The sequence below is a fragment of the Candidatus Woesearchaeota archaeon genome (assembly GCA_016214075.1).
Lineage (GTDB): Archaea > Nanobdellota > Nanobdellia > Woesearchaeales > DSVV01 > JACRPI01.
On the sequence record JACRPI010000032.1, the window covers coordinates 24781 to 43420 of the forward strand.

8 protein-coding genes are annotated in these 18640 nt (G+C 41.6%); 7 read left to right on the forward strand and 1 reads right to left on the reverse strand.

What is annotated here, in order from left to right; translation table 11 throughout:
- Window position 1 precedes the first annotated feature (1 nt).
- The 7 genes from HZC31_06410 (at window position 2) to HZC31_06440 (ending at window position 17677) form a co-directional block, all read left to right on the forward strand.
- Complete coding sequence (locus HZC31_06410; protein ID MBI5002993.1) at window positions 2-1843, forward strand: protein phosphatase 2C domain-containing protein; 1842 nt, start codon at window positions 2-4, stop codon at window positions 1841-1843.
- Window positions 1844-1848: 5 nt separating this feature from the next.
- Window positions 1849-4521 carry a glycosyltransferase gene (locus HZC31_06415; GenBank protein ID MBI5002994.1) on the forward strand — a complete coding sequence of 891 codons (2673 nt, stop codon included), beginning with the start codon at window positions 1849-1851 and terminating at the stop codon, window positions 4519-4521.
- A 92-nt stretch (window positions 4522-4613) separates the two neighbouring features.
- Entirely contained in the window at window positions 4614-7409 is a 2796-nt protein-coding gene (locus tag HZC31_06420) for a hypothetical protein (GenBank protein MBI5002995.1), read from the forward strand.
- Between the two features lie 14 nt (window positions 7410-7423).
- The gene (locus HZC31_06425; protein MBI5002996.1) at window positions 7424-8806 is read left to right on the forward strand and encodes a hypothetical protein; all 1383 of its coding nucleotides are present in this window, start codon (window positions 7424-7426) and stop codon (window positions 8804-8806) included.
- Between the two features lie 313 nt (window positions 8807-9119).
- A complete protein-coding gene (locus tag HZC31_06430) occupies window positions 9120-12287 on the forward strand; it encodes a PKD domain-containing protein (protein ID MBI5002997.1) in 3168 nt (1055 codons plus the stop codon).
- A 287-nt stretch (window positions 12288-12574) separates the two neighbouring features.
- Window positions 12575-13882 carry a putative S-layer protein gene (locus HZC31_06435; GenBank protein ID MBI5002998.1) on the forward strand — a complete coding sequence of 436 codons (1308 nt, stop codon included), beginning with the start codon at window positions 12575-12577 and terminating at the stop codon, window positions 13880-13882.
- Window positions 13883-14341: 459 nt separating this feature from the next.
- Window positions 14342-17677 (forward strand): hypothetical protein, encoded by a 3336-nt coding sequence (locus HZC31_06440; protein MBI5002999.1) that lies wholly within the window; start codon window positions 14342-14344, stop codon window positions 17675-17677.
- 205 nt (window positions 17678-17882) lie between these two features.
- Here the strand turns inward: HZC31_06440 and HZC31_06445 are convergent, their stop codons facing one another.
- A complete protein-coding gene (locus tag HZC31_06445; protein ID MBI5003000.1) occupies window positions 17883-18506 on the reverse strand; it encodes a hypothetical protein in 624 nt (207 codons plus the stop codon).
- Between the last annotated feature and the right edge of the window lie 134 nt (window positions 18507-18640).

The window sequence follows — 18640 nt, forward strand, 5'->3', positions numbered from 1 at the left end:
TATGGATAGCTATGCAACACAATATTTCAAAAGAACGCAAGATGGTTTTGACAGTTCTGAAAATGATGCATACTCCCTTTTTCTAACAGAAGATATGATGCTTTCTGTTGCTGGCTTTTCTTACCTTGGAAGAAGAAGACCACTTAATGAAGATAATTATATCCTTCAAGATGGAACTCTGGTTGTTGCGGATGGCGCTGGGGGTCACAATTCCGGAGAAATCGCAAGCCATCTTGTCTGCGATGTTTTTGAGCGAGAGAACGATCCTACTTCTGTGCCAATACAACATAAAGAATTAAGCGACACTATTCGCGAGGCACATACTTATGTAATTAAAGAGGCTGCAAAAAGACCGAAAGAGTTAGGAAAAGAAAGAGAAGGAGAAATGTGTTCTACTGTTGCTGCTCTTCGCTTTCTAGGGAATAAAGTTTCTCGCGCGTACGTCGGTGATTCTCGCATTTATCGCTTACGAAATAACAGATTAAAACAACTGAGCGAAGATGACAGTGTTGCTTGGGAAAGATATCGAAAAGGAGAAATTACAAGAGAGAATGTTCGAACAGATAAAAATAGACATTTTATTACTTCTGCAATTGGATTTAGTGACAGTTCTCTTTCTCATCTTCACGATTCTTCAGATGATGTCCAGCTTGGAGATGTTTATCTTCTTTGCACAGACGGTCTTTGGGATGAACTTCCTGATCGGGAAATTGGACGACTCATAAAACAAGGATACGTTGACCACCCTGATGATGATCTTACTGTCGCAAAAATGCTTGTTACTGCTGCAAACAGCGCAGGGGGGCGAGATAATATTACCGCTGTTCTTGCACGAGCGAAAGGAATTCCTATTGAAATTCTTGTTGAACGAGGCATTGGAGCAATAGAAGAAGACGATACAACTCTTCTTTTGGATCTCTTTAGCAAGCATAGAGACAGATTGCTCTCTGCACATGGAAGCAAAGCTCGCTATGTTCTTGCAGAATATACACAAAGAACCGGACTTTCGCTTACTGCACGAGATTTTTATTTAGAAGCAATCGAACAAGCATCTCCTCAAGAACGCAAAGAATCTTATTTTAAAAAAACAGTTGATACACTCCTTTGGCTTTATTCTTCTCTTTATATTCAGGAAACTGGTGCATCAAATGGAAGAGAACAAATATTCTTCAGAAAAGTTCTGGAACTTCGAGGAAAGGCAGAAGGGTATAAGGAACGAATTGATGCAACACTTTGCGAACGTGTTGAGCAATTTGGTGATTTTGAAAATATTACAGAACTTGACAATCTGCGCCTAGGCTCTATAGATGCTCACGTTCCTGCTCTTCGAGAAAGTATTGCTCATGGTTATCTACAAATTGCTGAGAAAGCACTCGCTAGAAAAGACTATGCTAATGCACAAATGTTACTTGAAAAAATGCACCTGGTTAATACTGAAACTCCTTTTATGCAAACAGTTACTAAAAGACAGGGAACTGCTTACGTTGGTCTTGCGAGAGTTTACTATGTAACACGCCAATTTGAAGCACTTCATACATTGTTTAGCGACGAGCATAAAGAAGTACAAGAGCTCATGAGTTATAAGAAGGATGTTATAAACGATTGGTATGAACTTGGTCGCAAAGCAGAGAGGGAAGGAGATTACTCTGATGCACGTGCCTATTATAGAAGAATTATCGACTTTGAGCCATCACATGTTAGAGCACACTTTCATATTGGGACTGCATACGAAGCACAGTTACGACATGACCAAGCAAAAACTGCTTACAAAAGAACTCTTACATTAGCACCAACTTTTACTGAAGCACGAGAAGGATTAACAAGAGTTAAAACGAGGAACTGAATAAAATGACCCCAATTGATGCAGTAACCGAAGTTTCTCGTGATCTTTTCCCCAACAGACGAGTTCTTTTAATCGCTCATGAGTTTGAAACAGGAGGAGGCATTGCAACATATGTTCGTCATACAAAAAAAGCTCTTCGAAGTTTAGACCTTATGGTGGATGTACTTGTTAGAGCACATGGCTCATCATCTGAAGCAAGCTTATTTACTGATGATGTTGCTACAAGCGTTGACATTAATAATCTTCCGCAGCTATTAAAAAGACGTCCTTATGATCTTATTCATTTTAACAGTATTTCTACAACAACTATGTATGGTTTTCCACTTCGTGGTCTTGGTATTTTGAACACGCCACTTGTTTATACGGCTCACTCTAGCATCCAACAAGAGATGGATCGCTTAGGAGTAGGTGGTGCTGAATATCAACGAGCACTTGAAGCACAACACCAATTACTTGATATTGCTGATAGAATTATTGTGCCGAGTACAGCTTTGGGGGGCGCACTTGGAGGACAGAGTAAAATACGAGTTGTTCCTAATCCTGTTGCTCTCCCTACTTTTGAGGCAAAAAATGTTGACGCTATTGCCAATTGGATTCGAAAACATTATGCTCCTAATGATGAAGACCTCCTTATTTATTCAGGTAGGCTTGGACAAGAGAAAGGAGTAACAACTCTTGCTGCAGCATATAATCATCTTAAGCGACAGAGGACAAATTTGAGGTTGTTATATGTCGGTGCAGGACCTGCAACTCCTACTGTGTACCAAATTCTTGGAGCAGACTGTGATGGCTTTATTAAAGATGGCTCTGGAAGAAAATATCCGCCAGTTACTGGTTGGCGACAAGGAGAAGAGCTCTTTGCATATTATGCTGCTGCAGATGCTATTATAATCCCAAGCAAACTTGAATCGTTTGGGCTCAGTGCTGCTGAGGCACTTCTTATGAAAAAGCCTTTGATTGTTAGTGACATTGATGGCCCACATGAATATTTTGTAGAACCTGGTTTTGCTTATGGAATCTCGAATCCTAATGATGTGAGCGCAATTATCCAAGCAACTAACCGCTGTCTTGCTGAGAAAGGAACTTCCTCTCAACGTGCTATGATTGATCGTGCTGTTGCGCACCTTACTTCTGAACTCAATTTAGGAAGTTTCGGGAAGAGAGTACTTCGAACATATGCGGAGTCTATAGGAAACACCACTCGAAGAAGACATTATTATCATGCTGCTGCTGCATATCACCAACGAAGACTTGAAGAGTTGCTCACCGAAGAGCCCGATAATGGAGCTATCGCTTATGCACTTGCAGAGATGTATGCCTCTCATGGAGAGACCTCGTCTGCTCAACAGTTATTAGAACGAGCAATGACCTGTACATTTACCGCTTCATATGGTGTGGAAAAACAACAAGCATATGTTGCACTTGCTGCACTTTATTATAAAAAAAGAGAGTATCATTTACTTCCCCCTCTTTTCAAAGAAGGCTCTGTACTCCTTGAACATGATAAAGTAGATGCGTATAAGAAAGCAGTCGTTGATGATTGGTATGAATTTGGAATCAAAGCACGAGAAGCAAGAGACTTAGTTCTTTCACAATATTACTTTAATCTAATCTTGGAAACTGACCCTAACCATGGAAATGCGCATCACCGCATTGCGCAAACAATCAAAGAGCTGGGTGGAGAAGACGCACGCATGCGTGAACACTACGACTATGCTCTTGCACTTCGTGCAGAAATGTTTCCAGAAGAATTTATGACTGGCTTTGCATCTGAAGCAACAAGAGGTAGCAGCACCAGAACATATCATAATGAAATTACCTTATATCGATTTAACAGACCGAGAATTATCTACGCAACTCCTAAAGAAAGAAGAGCACTCTCTGGCTTTGTTGTTAAAAAAGTAATGGAAGAAGGAGACTTACGAACAATAACCCTCCAACGCGCAAAAACTGAATTTTCTACTCTTGAACTACTAGCAACAAGTCCGCAGTTTCAAGACCACTATAGAGTACCGCTTCCCCTCGCTTATGATCCTACTTCTGGTATCATTGTTATGGAACTTGTTCAAGGAAGAAGTGTCCCTTCTATTGTTGCACAAAACCCCACAAAATTTGTTGAGTACATGGAAAGAATTGCATCTTTTGCAGCTGAATTACATGAAATAAGAATACATGACCGAGCAGATGCTCCTTTAACAACAAATGTTCAATATAGTTTATATCTAAACATGATTAGAGAAGATAATACTAAATCGGCTGACCCCGCATATAGAAGGATTAAAGAATATCTTGAGTGTGGAGCGTCTGTACCAACTGGAAGAACACAACGTTTTATCCATGGTGACCAGAGCATTGCTGTTTTTTATGATACTGGGGCAGAACTTTACTGTATTGATTTTAACAACGCTGATTCTGGTTTGCCAAGTCAAGATGCAGCACTGCTTATTTCAAATGCATACACACATATGGCTGATGTTGTTCCCTTACCTCTCTTTAGGAATGGAGTAGAGCACTTCTTAGAACTGTATACCAAAAAAATGGGCTCTGATGAAAAAGCTGCTTTTTCACGTCAGCTCCCATTTTTCCTTGCAGGCGCGGAATACTCAAAAGTAAGCGACCTCGGCCTTGGTCGTGTAGATTATAATATTCGAGAAATTTATGGCATCACTTTAAAGTAGTGATTTGACCGAAACATTTAAATATAACTTAGTTTTCACTACCAAGTAATTACAAGAATAAAAGTTATAGTAACAACTAAGGTGAACAAAACATGGCATTTACACGAGCAGGAAACCGAGAAGCATTTTTAGAAAAATCTGGATCTATAGATGTTGAAGGATTACAACGTGCAATTGAAACTGGTGACCTTCTTCGACGCTATGATTTAGACACTGCTCAGAACATAACACGATATCACAGACAGACTCCCTCACTCGTCGGCGGCGCAAGTGTAGCACCAAATACTGCTGCAGATCCTACCTTGGATCATCTTGCTGTAACTCCCTTTGATCCTGCAACAGCAACATCACCTGGTTATAACCTCGGGGCAATGATTGCACAATACCTCCCACTGAGAGATTGCTTTTATCATCGTGATAAACAACGAGAAGTTGCAAAAGGACTTGATGATTTATACAAAGAATTACAGCGCGTGCAAAATGAAGTTGTTGCACCGCACCCTACCAATCCAGGACTCCTTGTCACAACAAAACGAAAATTGACCGCAGCTGAAGCTGGGAAAATTATAGGTCAGCGACGCTATCATGTTTCCCGAGGAACACTCGAGCAACTTTCTATTGAGTTAGGATATGTTGGTGAAGTAGATATTCAAACACCAGTCCCTACACCTTATGGTTATACAGCACCTGCTGCCCCAGCAACACCTGGAGCACCTACATACAGAACACCAACACCTGATGATGTCCGTGCAGCATATCAGCAGCCATTAAGCTGGAAACGCCCACAAACTTATTTACAAAGAATCCCTGAAGGAGTTCTTGCAGTTATTCGAGATGGTGCACTTGTCACAGGCGCAATTGCTGGTTCAGGACTCGCACTTGGTGCAGTTGGCGCATATGCCGCAGCAAAAGGCGGACAAATAGCAGCAGGGCTTATAGGTTCAGGAATTTCTCATGTTGCACGACGTAGCGCATCTGACTATATTACATCGGAAGACGGTCTTCAAAATTTTGCACAGATGACCGGAAAACTCAGTGGTCTCGCAGCATACAGCGCAACAGCTTCCTTAGCAACTGCAACACTCGCAGTAGGATGGGTTACAGGAACATTAGCAGGAAGTGCAATTACCCGTTATATTGCAAACAGAAAAAGACAAAATGCTCGCGATAAACAGCGACAACTTGAAGATGTTCTGCAAACTGGCGGCATAGACCCTACTTTAGCAACACAAATTCAGAATGATATTCGTTCTGCTGAGAAGTATGAAGCAGCTTCTGCAACGTTTGATATTGCATCGCTCCTTGGAGTAGTAGGAGGTGTTTTATCCAATGGTGTAGGTATGGTTTCATCAACAAATGATACTGAAGCACCATCCATCGACAAAATAGAATATTCCACAAAAACTGATCTCTGCAAAGGAGACAAAGTAGAATTCAGTTTCACAGCAGCGGACAATAAAGATGTTGAAAAAGTTGTCGCTGAATTATACACTGCTGGCGACGCGCAAGACGCATTACAAGCAAAACTTTTAGGAGTTCCAAGTTCTGTTACAGCATTACAAGATGCAACTGTCCATCAAGATGGAATTACTGATATTAATGTTTTCGGAAAAGATGTTGTTGAAGGAAATGGATCATTCACTATTAATGACTCTGGAGACTACAAAGTTTTATTGACCGCAACTGACGCAGCTGGAAACAGCACCTCACAGCTTGTTGAACACACCTACACCATAGGAAATTGTGAAAGCACAGTTGATCCTGACGAGCCCCCTGTTTGTCCTGTTGATCCTGATGAACCAAAAACACCAAGCGAACTCGAAGACTGTGTTAAAGAACGCTTCAGCTATGGTAAAAATATCAGCAAAGGCGTTGAACTCCGCGAAGTCTATGACTATCACACCACACCTTTGAAACCTGAAGCAGGACACGAACAAGGATTAACTCTTGATCATTGGAAAGGCGGAAGCGTTTCATTGAATGGTGTGTATGATGAACATACACCATGCGATTTCAACGTCGACAACACTGTTGTCATGCTTGAACATTACACTGACGCAAAAGCACTCGATTATCGAGTCCTTGTTGATGTTGACGCATCTGGCCACTTCGAAATTCCAAAAGAATTCGCAGCATACAACGGTGATGACATCCAAGTCACTTGGGCAGAAGTAACCCACTGCGAAGATGGCAAACTTGGTCTTGAAGACTTAGCAAGCTATACGCACGGAAACCATGTTGTTATTCCAAAAGAAGCAGTGTTTGAAGGATCTGTTCCAACACACGTCGCACCACATTATGTTGATTGCGATGGATCAGCTGATGCAACACCTGCACCAAAACATACTGACGTTCCAAAAGACGATTGCGGACCATGCAAAACAGCATGCGACAAGGAATATTATTTACCTGTCGGCGTTGTAGATACAAAAGCAGGCCCATGCCCTGACGGCGCACCTGTTATGACAAGCAGTGGATTTGTTCCAGCAGGAACACTTGATACAGTCGTCAATACATTTGGTTATATGCCAAGCGATGTTTCAGGAACACCTGTAGACGCAGTTCCTGGAAGTGTTGACGCAACACTCAATCCATTTGGATACACTCCTGACGCAGCAGCGCCTCTTAGCGCTCCAGGAGGAACACTTGACGCAACACCAAATCCTTTTGACGGCGTTGCTCCAGCAGTGCCTGCACCAACAGGAGCTCCTAGCGGAACACTCAGTGATCCAGTAGATCCATTTGATGTTGACGCAGGATCTGCTCCAGCAGATCCATTAGTGTACAATCTTGGTCATTATTACCAAGAAACATATTACATCGATGACGAAGTACTTCGCGCATTCGAGAGACAACAACAAGCAGCATTAGAATTACGACTAGTATAGTGAGGTAAACAACAATGACATACAAAGCAACAACATATACGGTAGCAGCACTTGCAACAGCGATTGGATCATATTCTCCAACTGCAGATGCAACAACAGCACGAAAAGAACGACCAATGGCTTATGAATTCCCAGGAGCACCTGCTGGACTTGAAAAAATCACTGTTTCTGCTGGCGTTAATTTAATTCCAAATCAGACAGATGGTTCAGTTGTTGTTCGTGTTGGCAGTGATGAACTTCCTCACCGAGCAGATGTCAGCGTTAAAAGCGTCGCGACAGGAAAAGAATTACCTGTTTGCGGCTATACAGTACAGTACGTTGTTTCACCAGCGACTGAAGCAAGTCAAATGGATCCACGCGATGATCTTATGATTAAACAATATAGAGCAGCATTCCAAAAACCAAAACCATTGAATGGCGTTGAAATTGATTATAGAATGGAAGAAAAAGATTTTGACCTTCTTGCAAGTCTTCCTGGCGATGGAAAATATATTCTTTACACACGAGGAACAGTCAGTGTTCCAGTCGCTGGCACAGATTGTACACAAACATTGAAGATCCCAGGATTTTCCGAAGGACCATCTTATGATGTCTTCACTGTTGTTGGCACAAAAGGAACGCCATTTGTTTATCCTTCAGCAGAAATTGAAGCATGGACAAACAGCGATCTTGAATTTACTGAAGGAGGCATGTTTCATCCAAAATGGAAACAAACACATGTAGTTAAAGGAATCATACAATATGAAGCAGGCAAACATGTCGGCGCAGATTTTGCAGTTCTTGGAACTGATGGCTTTGGAACAAACAAGAAAGATGATCCTTGCGCACCACGAGATCCATGCGCTCCAACAGATCCTTGCACAACAAACTGTAAACCAGTTCTTTACGAAGAACTCTTTATTGTTGGCGCAAACACTGTTCAGGAAGGAAGACGAACTATTGTTGTTCCTGACGAAACAAGCATGAACAGAGTGAAGATCCAACCCGGACAACATCTTGTTGCACGCTATGACGCGGAGAATTATAACATTAGAACACATGAAGTGGATGCAGTAACAACAAGACGAACTGACGGAACTATTGCACTTGCTGAACGAAACATTGATGGAATCATTGTTCCTGCTCACGGCATGGTTTTCGGCATTGAGCGTGTGCTCTACGGTATGTACGCTGTTGACAGAGATCATGATGGCGTTATCAGCCCTGGCGAACAAGAATGCAGACCTATTGCAAAAGACGTTACCGTTGTTGAATTTGTTCCACGCGGTTATGAAGCAGAAGCATTCCTTGCAGGTCTTGGTCTTGGATTGATTGGGGGATATTTAATTCCAAACCCAACACCAGTTCTTGAAGCAGGAGAAGTTGGCTTTGGCGCTGCAGGAGCACTTGTACACTAATTTTTTCTTTTCTCTTCTTTTTTTCTCATTTTCATTTTTCAAATTTTTACCAAAAAAAGATTTCAAAATAGGTTGAATTGTGTATGCGCAGTGTAAGGCGAATAAAGCACACTGGTGCGTGTATTACACAACCTCTCCAAGTTCTTACTTATAAGTGAATACATATAGAAACATTTATAAATAGATATTCATTACCATACAGTAAATACATGTCACGGAGTTATGACACTAAGTCTTTCCGACGACAGTAATGACAAGAAATGACACGATCATACAAATGATCCAAAATAACAACTAGAAAGGTGGAACGACAATGTATAAAAAACTAACAGCATATCTCGCATTATTTTTAATTTGTATGACTTCTGTTTTTGCAGCAAATACAGTCACTCTTCATTACTATGATGAAGATGGCGATGCCGTCAATAATGTTGAAGTTTCTGTTTATGAATGTGATAACAGCTCTTGCAGTTCCCTTGATGGTAGCAGAGTAGATTATGATGACACAGGTTCTACAAACGACGCGGTATTAAGCATTCCAGGTGTTAGTTCCACAACATGGTTTGTCGCATACGCATTCGCAGAAGAAAGTGACAGTTATTTACCGAATTATCAAACATTTTATCTTACAGGCAATGGCGCAACTGGCGAAACAGACGTGACGCTTGAAAAAAAAGATACTTGCCGATCCACAATCCAATCATTCAGCGTGACGAACAGCGCAGCGCCTAACGAACCAATTTATGTTGACGTTGAAGCTGCTCTTGAAGCAGACACGTACAGCGCATTCCAATATTCAGACTCAGGCATTTACGCATACGGCGATGGCACATCTACTTACGGTGACTGGTTTAAAGCAGAAACACTTGTAAGTTTATCTATTGTGAAACAAGTTACTATCGGTGCTGGCGCATTTGAAAGCACTATCAGTATTCCTGTTTACTCTGACACAGAAACATTGAACATCCAAGCTGAAGACAGCGAAAATGTTCAGTTTAGTTATACACCTACTTCAGAAGGAACATACGTTGCAACTGTCAGTACTTATGTGACAGACGCACAATGCGCAAGCGCTGAAGAACAATCCAGCGCAGAACAATTTGAAATTGTTTCTGAAGAGGATACCGAATACTGTTACACATTAATTGACAATCTTGCTATCCAAGAAATTGAAGATGGAACTGTTACTGAACTCCAAACAGGAGTAGAATATACAGTTACTTTTGACAAATTATCCAACAGCGTTGATAGTGATGGAGATCTTGACGCGCGTGACACAGCACTTGACGTGACGGTGTACGATGAAGATGGCGATCTTGATTACTCTTTCAGCGATGTTGATGGAAACAGCGATACAGACTATGATGACTATTCATTCTCCTGGACACCAATCAGTGGCGGAGATAATACTATTGTTGTGTACGGTATCGCAGACAACTGCGAATACAGCACAAACCTTGATGAAACAGAAACATTGACTATTTATGTTGCTGGCGACGATGTGGACACCACATATCCACCAGTCGCAGACGCTGGAGGTTCATTCTTCGGTATGTACTGGAGTTTAGATTATGATGTTACTTTTGACGGCAGCGGCAGCTACGACACAAACCCAGACGGTTCAGGATCTATCGTGAGCTACGAATGGGACTTTGGTGACGGAAGCACGGGCACTGGCGTGAGCCCAACACACACGTATAGCGCGAATGGCTTTTACACCGCAACACTTGTTGTTACAGATAATGACGGATTAACTGACGACGATACAGCATCAGTTCGAATTTGGGTTATTGATTTCCCAGAAATTCCAGACCCTGATTTTGATCCTAGCGTAACCTGCGGCGGACCATACAGCGCAACACTTGGCGACAGTATTACTTTTGATGGGTATGGCTTTGACCTTGATGGCGGACCTATAGTGTACTTATGGGACTTTGGAGACGGAAGCACTTCTGTTGAAGAAGATCCAACATACACCTACAGCGCAGAAGGAGTCTATCCAGTTACTCTTACTGTTTTCGATGATGAAGGCAACAGCGCAGTCTGTACAACCACTGCAACAATTACAGCAGTGACTGTGAACAGCGCGCCTACAGTAGATTGTAGTGTTTTAGAAACCGCAGGAACTGTTGATGAAATATTAACACTCGATGTTGACGCGACAGACAGCGACGGAACCATTGCTCAATACGATTGGGACTTTGGAGACGGAAGCACTGACAGCACAACAACTGATAGTACACAGAAAGCATACAGCGCAGCAGGAACATACACGATTAGTGTTACAGTGACTGACGATGCTGGCGCAACCGCAAGTTGTAGCCAAGACATTGACATCACAGAAGATACAACAACGACAAACATTGCACCTACTGTTGACTGTAGTTTATTCCCTACAACTGGAACTGTTGACGAAGTCGTGACATTCCAAGCAGTCGCAACAGACAGCGATGGAACCATTGCTCAATATGATTGGGACTTTGGAGACGGAAGCACTGACAGTACTACAACAGAGAGTACCACATATACATACACAAGTGCAGATACATACCCAGTGACTGTTCTCGTAACAGACAATGCTGGCGACACTGCACAATGTACTCAAGATATTATTATTAGCGAAGCAGCAGAACCTGCTGTGATGACTGTAGAAATTGTCGCAGACCCGACAAGCGGCATCGCGCCACTTCCAGTCAGCTTTAGCGCAATAATCACAAACGGAGTTCCTCCATTTGTGAGCTACGCTTGGGACTTTGGAGACGGAAGCACATCCACTGACACCGCTCCCGTGTACACGTACACTGCTGACGGCGTTTATACAGTAACACTTATTGTTACAGACATTACAGGAGCGACAGCAACAGACACAGAAGTGATCACTGTTGAAGCAGATCTTCCCGCAATCGCGGTCGCGAGCGCAACTCCGACAAGTGGAGAACCAACTCTTTGGGTACGATTCTCCTCTGCAGGAAGCTCAGGCAATGAACCATTATCTTATTACTGGTCATTCAGCGACGGTGGAAGCTCCACATCCGCAAATCCAGCACGCTATTATAATAGCGAAGGAACATTCACCGCGACATTGACTGTCACTGACGCAGATGGCGACACTGACAGCGACACTGTCACCATTACTGTCGGCGATGAACTTGAAAACATCGCAAACAGACATTATTATGTTGACGGTATCGCAATGAGCAATGACGGCAGAGTTCAAGCAGGAGACGACCTTGAATTATGGGTTGGCGCTGAAAACATTGCTGACATTGACAAAAGCGCGGTCACGTTCAACGCAATCATTCAGGAACTTGGTATCTACGAAACCAGCGGAGAATTTGATTTAGACGCTGGCGAAGCTGAAGTGAAAGTACTTAGTATTTCCATTCCAGCAGACACTGAACCAGGGACCTATTATGTCCGCATTACAATCAGCGATGATGATGTCAGACGTATTATTTACCGAGATATCATTGTCGAATAGATATGCATGACAAACTGTCACTGCATAGACTATCAACAAGTATCACCAAAGACAATAACTGTTTGAACAAAATAAAATTGTCTTTGGTGGAATAGTCAACGACATTCGTTTTTTTTTCAATTGCATCATGTCGTTGACTATACTTTACAATAGTGAAGGAAAGTAACCACTGTAGTGTACTCATATCAACGAAACATTTAAATATGAGTACTGAATACATAGGCTAAAAGAGTGGTTTGTAACTCTATACACTCACAAAAAAATAGAGGAAATTGGGGGTAACAAAAATGAAAGGAAAAGCAATATTTGCATCATTAATGCTTTTGCTTGTTGCGATTTTCGCAATGGCGAGTGTTAGTGCACAAATAGTAATTGATGAAGTTGAATTCGACGATGACGAAGTCAGCCCATCAAGCAGCACAGAAATAACAAACTTTGAACGACCACAAGATGGCGTTGAAGTAAAAGTTCACTTCACGTACGAAGACAACGCTGACGGCGTTTCTGACAGTATGGATGAAGTTGAAGTTGAAGTAGAATTGACCGGATATGACGACAGCAATGATCGCGTCCGTGACACAGAATATGTTGACGAAGTCAAAGAAGGAGAAACTTATGTTGAGCGATTGACACTAGATTTCCCTTGGGATATGACTCAGGATTATTACACATTGCGTGTTTATATCTGCCCACGATCAGGCGACTGTGTTGAAGAAACATACGAACTTGACATTGAAGCAGTAGAACATGGCTTTGCAATCAAAGACGTTGACTTTTCACCAGGCTTAACTGTTGAAGCAGGACGAGCATTGTTGACTACAGTTCGTGTAGAAAACTTTGGTGACGAAGAAGACAATGAAGGCGTTAAAGTTAAAGTAAGCATTCCAGAACTTGGATTAAGCGCTTCTGACTACCTCGATGAAGTAGACGAAGATGACTCCGTTTCAAGTGAAGAATTGTACATCAGAGTTCCAAGCGGAACAGCAGCTGGTATATACGACGTTGAAGTAAGTGTTACTTACGATGACGGCGATGAAACTGTTACTGAAGAATATTCATTAACTGTTACCGCAGCTGAAGAAGCTACAGCAACTGAAGAAGCTGTTGAATCAAAGACAGTTATCACCGTTGGACCAGAAGCTCAGGACATGACCGCTGGACAAGGTGGAGCAGTTTACCCAATTACATTGACTAATGCAGCTGGAGAAGCTAAAACATATGTTGTTAGCGTTTCCGGTTACGATAGTTGGGGAAGCGTCCGCATTGACCCAAGCAACGTTGTTGTTCTTGGTCAAGGCGAAACACAAACTGTTTACTTGTTTGTTTCCGCAGATGAAGAAGCTTCAGGAAGCTACACATTTGCAGTGACAGTAAGCGCAGGCAGTGAAGCTTTGAAACAGATGCTTTTAACAGCAAATGTTGAAGGCGCTCCTGCAGCTGAAGAAACAAGCAGCTCTGACAGTGTGAAGAAAGGTCTTATGGTAGGATTAGCAGTACTTGCTATCTTGCTTGTTATCCTTGGATTAATTGTTGTTGTCAACAAATTACGCCAAGATGACGAAGAAGACGAAAAAGAAAGTAAAACGTACTACTAGGTACGTGTAGCTTTTCCTTTCGTTACTCCTTTTTTCTTTTATTTTTTTCTTTTTATTTTTCTTCGGAGTTTTTTATTTTCTCGATTTTTTCTTAAGATTACTTTTTTACAATGAGATACACATTCTCCTTGGTATTCTCTTTTTAAAAAATAACCCCATTGCCGCGGCAATGGGTCCCCCTGACATTTTCTGCTTTTGCTGGTGCGTGTTTGAAGTTAACAAAAAACAACAAGGCGCAAACTGAGTGTAGAGGGAATTCCCATACAAAGTGTGGGAATTTCCTTTACGAATAGGACATCCGAGGAACGAGGATGGCCGTGTTTGCTGCCATTGTTGTTGTTTTTTGTATACCAATGTTCAATCCAAAAACGTTTTCTCTCTCGCTATTTTCGTAGCATTTATAAGGAGAATAAACTTCCCTAGTCTCTGACGAGTAATCAAATATATTGGGGGATACTGATGACAAACAAAGGGATGACTTCGAGCTCTAGTACTTTTCAAAGACTCTTTATTTTATTTACACTTCTCACTATAACGCTTCTGAGCACACTTCCACTTCTTTCAGGAAAAGAAACAGTCAGTTTCCAAACCACTGGCGCAACTGTCGCAGCGTATAGCGCGGCAGCTTTTGGAAGTGCAGACAACAGTGTTTGCGCAGGCGCAGCAACTGTCCAACAACTTGTGCTTCGTAATCAAGGAACTGTCGCGGATACGTATTATATTAGCGCAAGCAGCGATGACGCAGCTGTTGCATCGTGGCTCTCTATTGGACAACAAGGAACTACTCTTCAACCAGGCGAAGAAAGCACTGTGGTTTATTACATCACTCCTGACACTGACGTTGCTGGTACATTTGATTATACTCTCACCATTACCTCACTCTATTCAGACACCAAAGTTATTGAGCAAACCATTACTGTCGGCGAGTGTCCTAACATTGCATTAAACGCGTATACCACCTCTCAACAAACCTGCCCGTGCAGCGTCGGAATATATGTTTTTGATCTCGCAAACAGCGGCAGCAGCACAGAAACCTATTCCCTCTGGCTCGCGGATATGGATCCAGCATACTATGATCTTTCTGAATATCAAGTCACTCTTGCTCCTGGCGAGCATCAAGATATTTACGCATACCTTCGCATGGCATGTTCCATCTATGGAGAATTCTCTTTCACCTTAGTTGCTGAAACAAGCCAAAGCGGCTACACAGCAGAACTTCCTCTTGCCTTAGACGTTCAACAGGCATGTTATGTCTATAACATTGCTCTTGGTGAAGCGCTTATCTTTAGTTCAGACGCGCCAATGATCGTTACGTTCACGCCAAAAGCTGACACGACCTATGTCCTCTGCCAAGAAGATCCTGCGGTCATTCCTGTGAACATTCAAAACTCTGGCGATATTAGCAATGAATACCATGTGTTTATTGAAGACGCTGAAGATTGGATTACTGCGGCAGAACCATACATCAAACTCAAAGGCGACCAAGAACATACCACAAGCCTTGTCGTGAACAGTGTCGCCGCACCTGTCGGCACCTACTCTTTCGCGCTCAAAGCAGAAACACTTCGCGGAGACCTTGAAAGTGTTCTTCCTTTTACTGTAGAGATTCAGCAATGCGCTCCTGATGAAGGACTTCCCGCATTGTTGAAATGGACACTCATTACTTTGCTTGGAGCAGTGCTCCTCGCAATCCTTATTGTTGGTTATTTCCTTTATACAAAAAAAGGACAAAAAGGAAAAGGCGGAAAAGAACATCCATTGATGACCTGGGCTGGCAAACATAAACATTTACTTTGGGCACTTCTTGGGCTATTCTTGCTCTTGCTCCTTATTGGAATACTTGCATATCCTATTGTCAAAGAAAAATATGACGCGCGCGTCGCTGCAGGATCTGACAGCGCTGAAGAAGCACGAACTCTTCCCACATTATTTTATAATTGGGCAACTGCATTGATTGCGTTAGGAATCTTGTTGTTACTTGCATTCCTTGTCTGGCATTTCAAGCTTCGCAAGAAACAGAAAAAGAGTACAGGGAAAACTAAAGGTAAAAAAGAAAGCAACATCGCTGGTTTCTGGAACAAATTCTGGAATGCGACCACATGGCAGAAAATAAAACCATTTTTGAAATGGCTTTGGATTATCTTTTTGCTCCTCTTACTCCTTGGCGGTCTCACTGCAGGCATGTATTTCCTCTACAATAATTACAAAGAAGACGCAAGCAAATTTTTAACGCAGCAGAACGCAACTGCTGAGCAGGAAACTGAAGAGATTGCTGTTGAAGAAACAGAAACTTCTGAAACCGCTGCACTTGAAGAACAGATTAAACTTCTTCAAGAACAAATTGCATCCCTCGAAGAAAAACTTCTTGCGATGTCTGAAGCAGTAGCACAAGATGATAGCGATGATCAGCAAAAACTCCTTGACCAAATCGCTGCGCTCGAAGAACAAATCAGCGCTCTTGAAAAACAACTTCAAGATCTTCTTGACAAACAGACAGAACCTACTGAAGAAGATGACGATACAAAAGCATTAGAAGAGCGAATTGACGCGCTTGAAGAACAAATCAAAGCATTGCAAGCACTGATCGCGACACTCTCTCTCGAACAGAATCAAGAAACGCAGGAAGTTGTTGAGAGTATTGAAGAAGAAATTGATTCTCTTGAAGAAGAAAAAGAACAGCTCGAAGAACAACAAGAAGAAGAGATTGTTGTTCCTGAGATTACCTCAAGCACGTTTAAAACAATTCTTGCATTTGATGTCAGCTTAAGTGGACAAATTGTTGAAAACGGTAAAACACGATTTGAACGAGGGATTATCGCCGCACAAACCTATATCCAAGAAAAAGGGATATACAGCGTTATGATTGTGGGGAAAAACCCTATTGTAATCCGACGAAATGTAGACAGCGAAACCGCGCTGAAAGTGATCAAAAACCTTCGCCCTCTGGACACCCAATCCAATCTTGGAAAGGCACTTTATTATGCTGCTGAACAGCTTAATGGAGAAGAAGGTCGAATCGTTTTAATCAGCGACATGCAAACCACTGATAACACTGATATTTATGATATTAAGAAAGAACTTGAAGAACAAGGGATTGATGTGGTCTTCCTCAGTCTCTCTCAGAAAAAATCAGTTGTTCAGCCTGTAGAAACGAGCGATGAAGAAACTGCAGAAGAGCAAGAACCTGCTCCAGAAGAAGTTGCTGAAGAGACTGTTCAGGAAAGTCCTGTCTTTGATACTGAGAGCCAAACTGCTGGAGACTTTGTTATCACTCTTCCAAAAAATTCTGTGTACTCTTTGGATTTAGAGCATTATTTTAGTGACGCTGATGATGATGCACTTGTCTATACCGCAACCGCAGGGGAACATCTTACTGCTCTTGTTGAAGGGGCAATCGCACTTCTCACTCCTGAACAAAATTGGATAGGAGAAACGACTATTCGTTTTGCCGCAGATGATGAGAAAGGTGGCGCTGTTGAAAGTCCATTATTCAAAGTAATTGTTGCTGAACAAGAAACAGCTATTGTTGCTGAAGAAGCTGTTGAAGAAGAAGTAATTCCTGAAGAAGAGCAGAATATTGCTGAACAAGAAGAAGCAATTGAAGAGGAGCCTGCTCAGGAAAACGCTGTCGAAGAGACAGAAGGAACAACGGAAACAAACAGTTATGTCCCTTGGATAATTTTAGGATCCATTATTTTCCTCATTATTCTTTCTTTAGTGATGGGCGCGTTTGTCAAAAAATTTCATAATGACCCGAACACTCCTGAAAATAAGGACCATGAGAAGAAGGAATAGGGAAGTTTGAAAAAATAAAAATCCCAATCGCCCCAAAAGGCGGGGCACTAAAAAATGAATTTTTTGTGCATGAAAACTTCGTTTTCACAGTATTAACGAGGATTTTTAATGTTAGAAATACCCTTGATGATAAAAAAGTGGTAACCCAACCGTTGCAAGCAACGGGGTATTTCTAACAAATAAAAAAAGCAGAAGAATGGAAAAATCACTGTTTGTACTTTTTCCATAAATATTCAAACTGATTCGAAAAAGTCGTGATAACATGCTTTGATTTTATTCTTATAACAATGATATCTGGCTCATAAATAATGATAAGAACATTATCACCAAAGACAACCCAAACAATAGGCATGTAAACTTCTTGAGGCAGCCAAAGTATTTTGACATTAGCTGTTTTCTGAGCATTTTCTAATCTTTTTCTAACTATGCTTGATCTTGTGGAAAATAATCTAATCGGACAATGTTTAAACCATTTCTGGAACTCGATAGGAAAATATTCTTGAACCTGTAAATTACCAAAACCTTTCCAACATGCTGGTTCCTCTTTAATAATTTCATTTAGAATAGATTTGTATGCTTTTCTTCCACGATAAATCTCAAATAATTCTTTTTCTTTTACACTTTCATATTTTGCCTGTAGACGAGGAATAATTGCTGAAAGTTCCTTTTGCATTTCCTGTGCTTTAATCAATTGTTTCTCTTTGAAATCCTCTACTATCTGCTGGAGCTTTTTTGGACTAGTGGGGAGGAAAAGTCGTTTATTATCTTCGTGGAATACAGTAACTAAGCCTGTTTCTGCTAGTTTATCAAGTGCTTCGTAAACAGACATTGTCATCTCTTCGTCATCTGCATTTTTGCTCTCCATCTTATGAGATCAAGAAGCTTGTTCTGTCCTAAATGGAGATCAATCTCTGCTGCTTCAGCAGGAGTTTTCCCTTTGAGTTGTTGATGTGGATTAACAAA

Bases quoted from the DNA above. Each gene is read 5' to 3' on its own strand.
- HZC31_06430 (MBI5002997.1), top strand. From the start codon at position 9,120: ATGTATAAAAAACTAACAGCATATCTCGCATTATTTTTAATTTGTATG.
- HZC31_06425 (MBI5002996.1), top strand. From the start codon at position 7,424: ATGACATACAAAGCAACAACATATACGGTAGCAGCACTTGCAACAGCG.
- HZC31_06420 (MBI5002995.1), top strand. From the start codon at position 4,614: ATGGCATTTACACGAGCAGGAAACCGAGAAGCATTTTTAGAAAAATCT.
- HZC31_06410 (MBI5002993.1), top strand. From the start codon at position 2: ATGGATAGCTATGCAACACAATATTTCAAAAGAACGCAAGATGGTTTT.
- HZC31_06415 (MBI5002994.1), top strand. From the start codon at position 1,849: ATGACCCCAATTGATGCAGTAACCGAAGTTTCTCGTGATCTTTTCCCC.
- HZC31_06440 (MBI5002999.1), top strand. From the start codon at position 14,342: ATGACAAACAAAGGGATGACTTCGAGCTCTAGTACTTTTCAAAGACTC.
- HZC31_06445 (MBI5003000.1), bottom strand. From the start codon at position 18,506: ATGTCTGTTTACGAAGCACTTGATAAACTAGCAGAAACAGGCTTAGTT.
- HZC31_06435 (MBI5002998.1), top strand. From the start codon at position 12,575: ATGAAAGGAAAAGCAATATTTGCATCATTAATGCTTTTGCTTGTTGCG.